This window comes from Desulfococcus sp. (assembly GCF_050178255.1).
Classification (GTDB): domain Bacteria; phylum Desulfobacterota; class Desulfobacteria; order Desulfobacterales; family Desulfococcaceae; genus Desulfococcus; species Desulfococcus multivorans.
The window spans coordinates 31,049-40,829 of the sequence record NZ_JBFXGG010000017.1 but is presented as its reverse complement, the minus strand read 5'-3'; the positions used below and the strand labels follow the sequence as shown (position 1 = coordinate 40,829).

Below are 9,781 nucleotides of genomic sequence, written 5' to 3'. Positions count from 1 at the left end.
TACGTTGGCGGCCATGGGGGCCATATAGGGGCCCATCATGCCCGTAATGAAAAAGAGGGGTGTGAAGCTGACGATGATGGCCAGCGTCGACATGATCACCGGCGGCAGCACCTCGTTCACCCCAAACAGCACGGCATCGACAGGCCGTCTTTTGCCCGCGAACATGTGGCGCTGAATGTTGTCGACATTGGTGATGGGATCGTCAACCACCAGCCCCAGAGACAGGATCAAGGCAAACAAGGTCACACGGTTGATGGTATATCCCAGCAGAAAATTGACGAACAGGGCCAGGGAAAAGCTGATGGGTACCGCCAGAGCGACCACCAGCGCCTCCCGCCATCCCAGGGTGATCACCAGGAGGACCACGACGGTGAGGATGGCCCCCCCCAGATTGGCCAGAAGTTCATTGACCTTCTCCTGGGCCGTCTCTCCATAGTTTCGGGTGACCACCACCGCTACGTCCGCGGGTATGACATCCTGTTTCAGGGTTTCAAGACGGGCGAGAACGTTTTCGGCAACGACCACCGCGTTGGTTCCCCGTTTTTTGGCCAGTGCCAGAGTGACTGCCGGACGTGTCCCTGAAGACTCCCGAGGATCATTTTCCGCGCGCCAGGCGTCCGAGAATCCAATATGGGTGTAACCGGATACCTCTTCGGGTCCGTCGGCCACGGCCGCGATATCCCGAAGATAGACAGGCCGGTTTTCTTGGACGCCCACCATCAGCGTCGCCACTTCCTCGGCGGATCGGAGGAATGCGTTGGCGCCGACGCTGAACTCCCGGTTGAACCGTGAAAATCGCCCGTCGATGAGCGATACATCGGCCCCCGACAGGACCCGCTGGACATCGAGAAGGGAGATGCCCAATCCCGCCATCCGCTCGGGGGACAACGCCACTCGGATTTCACGACGACGCCCGCCCTTTATCTCGGTTCGGGAGATATCTTCCACTTCAGACAGGCGGGCCAGCACCTCTTCTCCGATGCGACGGAGTTGGTAGTCGTCGTAACGGTCGGAATATAGCGTCAGGTTGAGGATGGGAACGTCGTCGATCTCGATCGGCTTGATCACCCAGCCTTGAACAATGGGCGGGGCCTGGTCGATATTCATCATGATCTTGTTGTGAAGCTTGACCAGGGAAGCCTCGCGATCCTCTCCGACAAAAAATCGCACCGTAACCAGCGCCATGTCCCGGCGAGCGATGGAATAGACATATTCGACCCCGTCAATCTGCCAGAGCAGCTGTTCGAGGGGGGTTGCCACCAGCTTTTCGATTTCCCGGGGATCGGCACCCGGCGCCTGGACATAAACGTCGGCCAGGGGCACCACAATCTGAGGTTCCTCTTCCCTCGGCGTGATCAATACGGCGGCAACGCCCATACAGGCGGCGGTGATAATGAGAATAATCGAAAGATGTGAGGTCAGAAATTCATGCACGATACCCGATATGATCCCTGAGGGTCGCTCCAGGCTGTCTGCCATTATTCATCCCCCCGCAAGCGGAGTATTTCCCCGCCCGACAGGCCGGACAGCACCTCGATGCCCCCAGCATGTCGTTCTCCGGTCTGGATATAGCGTGATACCCATGCATCCGCCTCCCGGACCTCCACGATTTCCAGCTGGCCGACCCTTTTCACGGCGTTTTCGGGAATGACGACGACGCTGTGCACCTCGACGGGAATTCGGAGGCGGCCGAACATTCCGGGGTACAAACCAGGGGCGGCAGGGAGGGATGTCTTGATCAGGAAGGTTCGGGTCATTGGATCGGCGTAAGGCACGATCTCTTCGACGACGGTATCGAACGATTGGCCTGTGGCGGTGATATACGCCGAAAGACGGGATCCCGGGGCGACATCGACAATAGCGCCTTCCCTGACATAAGCTTCCATCCTGAGGCGGCGCCCGGTCTGAATGGCGAGGAGGGGCTTTCCCGGCATTGCGAGGTCGCCGGGTTCCACAAGCCGCCCCAGGATCTCTCCCTCCTCGGGCGCCGTGATGACGGCGTATCCCAACGAAATTTCCGATTCCCGAACGACCGCCCCGGCCCCCCGGATGCCGGCATCCGCGGCGGCCAGCCCCGCCCTGGCCTGGTGCAGTCCAGCCTCGGCCTGCCGATAAGTCGACTCGGCGGCCTCCAGTTCCTGGGCCGTGGCGGCTTCAGACCGGAAAAAGCCCCGAATCCGGTTGACCTGGGCCAATGCCTGATTGAAGGCCGCCTCGGCGGCAGCCACCCCCTGGTGTGCCTGATTTTTTGCCGCAACGGCGCTCTCGAGCGCGGAAATCGCCTGAGCACGTCTGGAAGTCAACGGCCGATTGTCCAGGATGATCAAAACCTGCCCTTTTTCAACCCTGTCCCCCGGGCGTACCTTTACGTCAAGAACCTCGGCCGTGACTTGGGCCTCGATTTTCGACGCCGTCTTCGGTCGAATGGTCCCCACGGCTTCATACCAGTCCGTCACGCTCTCCATCACGGCGCGAACCTCGCCGACAGCGTCCCCGCCCACCGCGTTTGACGCCAACGACAGGAAGAGGATCAACGCCCCGACCAGCGACCGGAAGGAAAGGATTCTGAATGAACTCATGACTCACCTCGCTTGCAACGGATTGGCATCAGAGGGTTGAGGCCGCTCTTGCCCATTGACCCAGCAGCCGACGGCTCTGCATACCTCCGCCCTGGCCGTCTCCTGATCATAAAACGCGGCTGCAGCCCGAACGCCCGCTCTGTTCCGGTCAAGTTCGGCCTCCAGGTACCGGGTGATATTGGCCGCTCCCCCCTCGTACTGCGTCCGGACCAGTTCCAGGGATGCCTCGGCCAAAATTTTGCTTCGCTGAGCGACGAGGCGCCGCGCCCGAGCCTCGTCGAGATTGAGATAGGCGCTTTTGACCTCACGACGAACGGCGAGGAGGGTTCGATGGTCCTCGGCAAAAGCCTCTGCAACCATCGCATCAGCGCGTTTCATGGCGGCCCCGGTGCTGAATCCCGTAAACAGATCCCAGTTGAGCATCACCGCCACCACCCAATTCTTCCGATCCATATCGTAGGCCATCTTTTCATCGTCGAAATAATAGCGTCCCGTGAGATCCAGGGTGGGCATATAGGTGCTTTGAGCTGCGTCGAGCGCCATCCGGGATCGGACGACGGACACCCTTGCCCGTTCAAGTTCCGGCCGGTGAGTGAAACTATACGCCAAACCGGAGGAATAGTCCGAAGGGATGGTCGGTGTATCCATTCCCGCCGCCTCCAGTCGGACCGACGGCTCGAAGGCGACCCCCATGATGTCGGCCAGATTGACAAGCGCGTTTTGATATCGGCTGTGGCTGCGTACGAGTTCTTCCCGGGATTCCGCCAGTCGCACCTCCAGGGAAAGGAGATCCGATCGGAGAACGCCGCCGCCCTCGAACCGCGTCTGCATGATTTCCAGCTGTTTCTGGACGGTGGTCACCGATTCCTCGGCGATCCCGATCAACGCCCTGGCCGCCAGGGCTGTGTAAAACCGGCTGATTACCGCGGCAATCAGGGCATTGTCCACCGCTGCCTGATCCAGGAGGGAAATGTTCACGCCGGCATCGGCTATTTGCCGCCCCAGATAATCCCGGCCCCCATTGTAGAGATTCAGACGGGCCTGGAAACCCGTCTCGAAGTTATCGAGCCTTCCGGGTTCGTTAAAATCCGCGTCGCCGGGAAGCCGGCGCTGATCGATGGTCTTGAAAAGGTAGGCGGACGGGGCATCGGCGGCGGTATATTCGGTGTAGAACCCCAGATGCGGGTAGAACGCCGCATTCGCCTCCTGAACATCGGCTCCGGCCTTCCGGATCCGGGCTGCGGCGATTTTTTTGTCGGGACTGTTTTTCAGCGCGATTTCAATGGCATCGGCAAGCGTAACCGGCCGGTCGATGCGGTCGGTCGTCTCCCTCTCGGGATCGGACTGGACGGGGGCAACGGACGTGAAGCCGTCAGCATATCCCTTTCGAATCTCATCGTACAGATAGCGTTTTTTCCCGGGAATGCATCCTGAAACCAGGCACAATATCAGAATCAAGGGTGTCCATCGCCAAAAACCGGAGGCCGCGCGCATTCCACATCTCCTTTCAGTCTCGGCCGACATCATTCGAAGGTTTGGATTTCAAGCCTTGAGCGTATTCGTCAGAAAGGCGTACGACGGGAAAAAGCAGCGGTGTCTATGAAGCACCCTCCCCCGCCGTCATCGTCAAACGTTTTTTCCATTCCATCATCGTCCGGCTCGACCGTGAGCGCGGCGGCGGCATTGACGCTTCCACCGCTCACCACCGTCGTCACAAGCGTCTCATGAGGATCCACCGAGGCCAGAATGGCTTGTTTCACCTCCAGATGGGTCAATTCCGGGCGATGGGACCACACCAGCCCCGCCACCCCCGCCACCACCGGTACGGCCATGGAGGTGCCGCTTTTATAGCCGTACTCGTCGCCGGTAAACACCCATCGAATCCCAGTGAGTCGAATGTCGTCGATGGAGACGCCGTCGAAATTGACGGTGTCATTGCTGGACAGGCGAAACCGAAGGTAAAATTCAGGATCGACCGTCTCCTCGCCGCCCCATCCGTTGATGGTTTCGACCCCATTCGAAAAACCGGTGAACGCTCCGGTGAACGGAAAATCAACGGAAAAATTCTCACCGTCGGCGGAGCCCTCCACGTAGACGAAATCACGTTCGGCCTCCAGAGCATAGCGGGATTTGAACTGGATATGAAGCCCCCGGTAGTTGTCCACGACAATAGGGAATCGTGTCTGAATGTAGGAGGATTCGTTGTCGTGGTATTCGGTGATGGAATCCCGGATGACGTTCGATCCGAAATCCTCGCTGAAACCGATGGACCATGCTTCGAATCGATACCCCATCCGCCACTGACTGTCGCCGGTTTCGAAATCCTCCGAGAAGAGGATATTTCGATCGGGGGGGGTAGTACTGTAGATGTTGGGAAAAAAATTGCCACCGGGTGCGGCCACATCCACGGAATTCAAGCCGAAATTGGAATAGGCGGCCAGTCGGCCGCCTTCGTCGGTGGCGGCGACGGCGATGATGTTGGGCAACGCGTAGCCGGCGGGATAGATGGGAAGCATATCGTTGTCGATGCCGTCGTTTCCGGCGGCGGCCAGGACCAACACACCGTTTCGATGGGCCATCTCAAGGATGTCGAACTGAGCGGCGCTCTCGCCGTAACCGCCAAAGCTGCAGTTGATGATCCGAGCCCCGTTCCTGACCGCATATTCCACGGCCGCCAGGATAATCGCGTTCTGAATGCCGCCGAAGGCATTGACCTCGAACAGGTCGAATACCTGGAGCGGCATAATCCGGGCCCGCCACATCACCCCCGTCGTTCCAATGCCGTTGTTCCCCGCAGCGGCGATGACCCCGGCCACATGGGTGCCGTGGCCGTCTCCGTAGAGATCGACGGAATAATCGGACGGGTTGTTGTCGTCGTTCACGAAATCCCAACCGTGAAGATCGTCGGGAAAGCCGTTGCCGTCATCGTCCAACCCGTTGTCGGGTATTTCCCCCCGGTTGGTCCAGACGTTTTGAATCAGATCGGGATGTTCGTATGCCACGCCCGAGTCGATGATTGCGATGACCAATTCCGGATCCCCGGTTTCCCTGTCCCAGGCCTCGGGAGCGGAAATGTCGGCGCCGGCGACGCCGGTGCCGCCGTTGACCCACTGACCGGTGTTGTGGAGATGCCACAGCAGCCCAAAATCCGGATCGTCGGGAAGCACCTGGGGCATATAGACGTAATTGGGCTCGGCGTATACGATTTCCGGAAGCGATGCCAGTCGATTCAGAACGGCTTCGATGTCAGCCGCTTCCGACAGGTGCCAGTACTCGACCCCGATACTCGAAAACACCTGGACGACCGTAGCGTCCACGAGGGCACGAATTTCCTGACGGCGTCGCTCGGAAACGTCCGTATCAAATTTTACCAGGATCTCTCCATCCCGGCGCTGCACGTCTGTGGAAGGGACATTACCGCCCCCCCACATCTGCGCCGGCAACATAAGCCATACCATCAAGGCCCATACCGTCAACCGTCTTTCCATAAACACCTTTTTACGCCTTCCTGCTTTTTTGAAGATCAGCGCCGGCGGCGGGACGCTCGAACGGCGTCCTTCCCTTCGTCTTTGACGTCGAACATCGCCTGGTCCGCCAACGCCAGAAGGCCGTTAACATCGGTGGCATCCTCCGGAAAGGCGGCGATACCGAAGCTGGCCCGAATATGGACATCGTGTCCGTGGTTGGAAAGGTAGGATGTTTCACGAATCCGGGTCCGGATCTCCTCGGCCTTCCGGAGGGCCTGGGCCTTGTCGTAACCCGGCAGCACCACCACGAACTCGTCCCCGCCATAAGCCACCCCGTAGCACGGCTCCGTGAGGGTCTCCTGGATGGTTCCGGCCATCTCCTGAAGTGTCTGGCTGCCTTTGAGATGCCCGTAGGTATCCACGACCGTCTTGAAGTCATCCACATCCATGAACACCAGGGAAAAAGGCGTTGACTGGGCACCCGCGGTCTCCACCAATTCCTGGAGAGCCTGGTAAAGGTACCGGGTATTGTAAAGTCCGGTCAGGCTGTCATGGGTAGCCTGGTATCGGAATTTTTCACGGCTGCGTCGGAGCTCCTCCTCGGCCAGTTTCCGGGCGGTGTGCTCGACGGCGATGGCTTCTATGAACGGCGTGTCGTTTTCGTTGGTTGCAATGCGGGCATTCAGCATGATCCAGGCCGGGGATCCGTCCCGCCGTCGGATCTTCAATTCATAATTGGTAAGAAGCCCCTCCACCTTTAGCCGATCGATCATTACGGCCCGATCCGCAGGGTCGAAACAGAACGTGTCGGCCATATTTTCGACCGCGAGAACCTCCTCCGGCGAATCATACCCCAAAATACGTGCATACGCCGGATTGAGATCGATGATCTCGCCGTCAAGGGTGCTTTGAAACATCCCCTGGACTGCATTGCGGATCATGCTGCGATAGCGCTCTTCACTCTTTTTCCGTTCGGCGATCTCCGCGTTGAGCTGTTGGTTGATCAAAAGGAGACGTTGCCGCGATCGATGAAGTTCCAGCTGGGTCTTGACCCGTGCAAGAAGCTCGGCGTCCTTTACAGGCTTGGTCACATAATCCACCGCCCCCGTCTCGAATCCCCTGACCAGGCTTTCCGTATCGGTCTTTGCCGTCAGGAACAGCACAGGAATGTCGGCAGTTTTCGGGTCCTCGCGGAGTCTGCGGCAAACCTCGAATCCATCCATCTCCGGCATCATGATATCGAGAAGGATCAGATCGAAGGGGTTCGTCCGAACCAGTTCCACCGCAGTTGCGCCGCTCTGGGCGAATGCCATGCTGTATCCCTCGTTCTGAAGAATGTTGGCCACGACCTGGATATTTTTAGGGACATCATCCACGATCAGGATCTTGAATTTTTCAGGTGAACCTTCAGGCATTTCCAGTCTCCTCGACATTTCTCCGGTAAAGATTTTTGATCTTCTGTACAAGGTTGGGGTAGGTGTCCATGGTGACATTGATCCTCTCGATATCGAAACTGCTCACCTGGGCTTCAAGATTGCTGCCGAATTCACGCAGAAGTTCGAACTGGTGAGCTTCGCCGGCTTTCTGTATCTCCTTGGCAAACGCGCCAATATCCTCGAAAAAACCGTTGCTCCGCGCTTTCTCCCAAAGCTCGTGGTATGTGGATTCGAGTTCTTGAATCAATCCCGGCAACCCCGCAAGGATCTCCGGTGAAACCCATTCATCATCACCGACATCCGGTTTGTCCGTCACATCCTCCCGGGATTCCTCTTCCGAAATCGATGCCTTGTCGTATTGGATGAAATGGGAAAGCCGACGGACGAGATCCTCCTTTTTGAAAGGCTTGATCAAAAGCCCGTCAAAACCGCACCGTCGAATTTTTTCCTGTTCGGACCGCATGCTCGATGCCGTGAGAGCGATGATGGGAATATTCCGGGAAGCCTCGTCGTCCCGGATGAGCTGTGTGGCATCGCATCCGTCCATCACCGGCATCCGGATGTCCATGAGTATGATATCAGGCTTTTCCTTTTTGGCAAGGCTGACCGCCTCTTCCCCGTTGCTTGCCTCCACGAACCGAATCGGCGTGTCCTGCAAATAGGCCTTGACCAGATTGCGATTGGCCTTGATGTCGTCCACCACGAGAACGGTCGACGGTTCAAAAGCGATGGCGCGACGGCCGTCGGCACCATAGGTTTGGGCTTCCGCGCGCGCGGTGTCCCAAGCCACCCCGTTAAAAATCATCTCAAAGGTGCTGCCGCGACCGATCTCCGACCTCACGGTGATTCGCCCCCCCATCATTTCCACCAGGCGTTTGGTAATGGTGAGTCCCAATCCGGTGCCGCCGTATTGTTTGGTGCTCTGACCGTCCTGCTGCTTGAAGGCTTCGAAAATCGTCTCCCTCGACTCCGGCTGAATGCCGATCCCCGTATCCTCTACAGCCATCAACAGGTCCAGTTTCCCCTCGTCCTCCGCCCGATCCAGTTTTTCAGCGTAAAGCCGGATATGACCCGATACCGTGAATTTCACCGCATTTCCCATGAGGTTGAAAAGAATCTGCCTGAGCCTTACCTCGTCCAGAAGGAGGTATTCGGGAATATCGGAATCGATCTCGGTAATAAATTCAAGCCCCTTGTCCTTGATTTTCAGGGAAAAGATATCCCGTATCTCGTCAAAAACGGCAGCAAGATTGACGGGTTCGTATTGAAGCTCCATCTTCCGGGCCTCGATCTTGGAGAGATCGAGGATATCGTTGATGAGGGTAAGGAGGCTTTTGCCCGACGAGCGGATGGCATCCAGATAGCTTCGCTGTTTTGGATCGCTGATCAGGGAATAGAGCAGGTCGGTGAATCCCAACACCGCATTCATGGGCGTCCGGATCTCGTGGGACATATTGGCCAGAAATTCGCTTTTTGCCCGGTTGGCGGTTTCCGCAGCCTCCTTGGCCTTCTTGAAGGCTGTTACGGACTCTCTCAGGGCATGGGTTCGCTTTACGACAAGGTCCTCCAGATGCTCCCGATGTTCCTTCAGTTCGCTCTGCTGTGATTGAATTTCCGTTAGCATTTCATTGAAGCCGTCAATCAGCACGCCGATTTCGTCATCCCGCTGAAATTTCTCCGCACGGACCGAATAGTCTTTTTTTTGAGAAATGAGCTTCGCCGTCTGGGCCAGATTCAGAATGGGAATGGAGATGATCCGCTGCAGCAGGGACGAAAGCATCAGCGCCACCAGAAAAGCCATCAGGATGATAACGCAGACGATGGCGATATAGCGGGCCAATTGACTCCGAATCTCATCCAGATCGTGCTGAATGAAAACCGTGCCGATCTTTTCCTCGTCAATGAGGATCTCCTGGAACAGAAAGAGATAATCCCCTTCAAAGTAGTGACTGGTCCCCTGAATTTGCGGCGGCCTAACGGCATTTCCGCCTTCGGAGGCGGCATATGCCGCAAAGACGGTACCGTCCGCCCGGTAAATACAAGCATAAACGATACCGGTGTTGGCGCGAAAAGCTGAAAGGTGCCTTTCGGCGGTGAAACGGTCATCGAAGACCAGCGCCCCCTCGCTGTTGATGCCGACGACTTTGGCAAGGGTGGAAAGATCCTTGATCAGATTTTCACGGAAGGAGATGACGCCGATGGTGACAAAGGCAACGGACGCCAGAAGAAGGGTGATACCGCTGGTGCACAGGATGATGAGAATCAGCTTTTGTTTGATGGAAGTCCTGAATCGGTGCAT

6 protein-coding genes are annotated in these 9,781 nt (G+C 57.5%); all 6 read right to left on the bottom strand.

Annotated elements, in window-relative coordinates; all coding sequences use genetic code 11:
- A partial coding sequence (locus tag AB7S84_RS05465) for an efflux RND transporter permease subunit (RefSeq protein ID WP_428153304.1) occupies window positions 1–1,479 on the bottom strand: 1,479 nt, incomplete at its 3' end.
- Window positions 1,479–2,579, bottom strand: a complete 1,101-nt coding sequence (locus AB7S84_RS05460; RefSeq protein WP_020877214.1) for an efflux RND transporter periplasmic adaptor subunit — start codon at window positions 2,577–2,579, stop codon at window positions 1,479–1,481. The genes AB7S84_RS05465 and AB7S84_RS05460, both read right to left, overlap by 1 nt.
- A gap of 3 nt (window positions 2,580–2,582) precedes the next feature.
- A complete protein-coding gene (locus AB7S84_RS05455; RefSeq protein ID WP_020877213.1) occupies window positions 2,583–4,073 on the bottom strand; it encodes a TolC family protein in 1,491 nt (496 codons plus the stop codon).
- A 68-nt stretch (window positions 4,074–4,141) separates the two neighbouring features.
- Complete coding sequence (locus AB7S84_RS05450) at window positions 4,142–6,067, bottom strand: S8 family serine peptidase (protein ID WP_020877212.1); 1,926 nt, start codon at window positions 6,065–6,067, stop codon at window positions 4,142–4,144.
- A gap of 35 nt (window positions 6,068–6,102) precedes the next feature.
- Window positions 6,103–7,461, bottom strand: a complete 1,359-nt coding sequence (locus AB7S84_RS05445; RefSeq protein ID WP_020877211.1) for a diguanylate cyclase — start codon at window positions 7,459–7,461, stop codon at window positions 6,103–6,105.
- Window positions 7,454–9,781: an ATP-binding protein gene (locus AB7S84_RS05440; protein WP_020877210.1), complete on the bottom strand. Its 2,328-nt coding sequence runs from the start codon at window positions 9,779–9,781 to the stop codon at window positions 7,454–7,456. The genes AB7S84_RS05445 and AB7S84_RS05440 overlap by 8 nt, the downstream gene beginning before the upstream one ends.

What these genes read in the sequence shown, in the direction of transcription:
- AB7S84_RS05460 (WP_020877214.1), bottom strand. Translation starts at nt 2,579, where the DNA reads ATGAGTTCATTCAGAATCCTTTCCTTCCGGTCGCTGGTCGGGGCGTTG.
- AB7S84_RS05455 (WP_020877213.1), bottom strand. Translation starts at nt 4,073, where the DNA reads ATGCGCGCGGCCTCCGGTTTTTGGCGATGGACACCCTTGATTCTGATA.
- AB7S84_RS05450 (WP_020877212.1), bottom strand. Translation starts at nt 6,067, where the DNA reads ATGGAAAGACGGTTGACGGTATGGGCCTTGATGGTATGGCTTATGTTG.
- AB7S84_RS05445 (WP_020877211.1), bottom strand. Translation starts at nt 7,461, where the DNA reads ATGCCTGAAGGTTCACCTGAAAAATTCAAGATCCTGATCGTGGATGAT.
- AB7S84_RS05440 (WP_020877210.1), bottom strand. Translation starts at nt 9,781, where the DNA reads ATGCACCGATTCAGGACTTCCATCAAACAAAAGCTGATTCTCATCATC.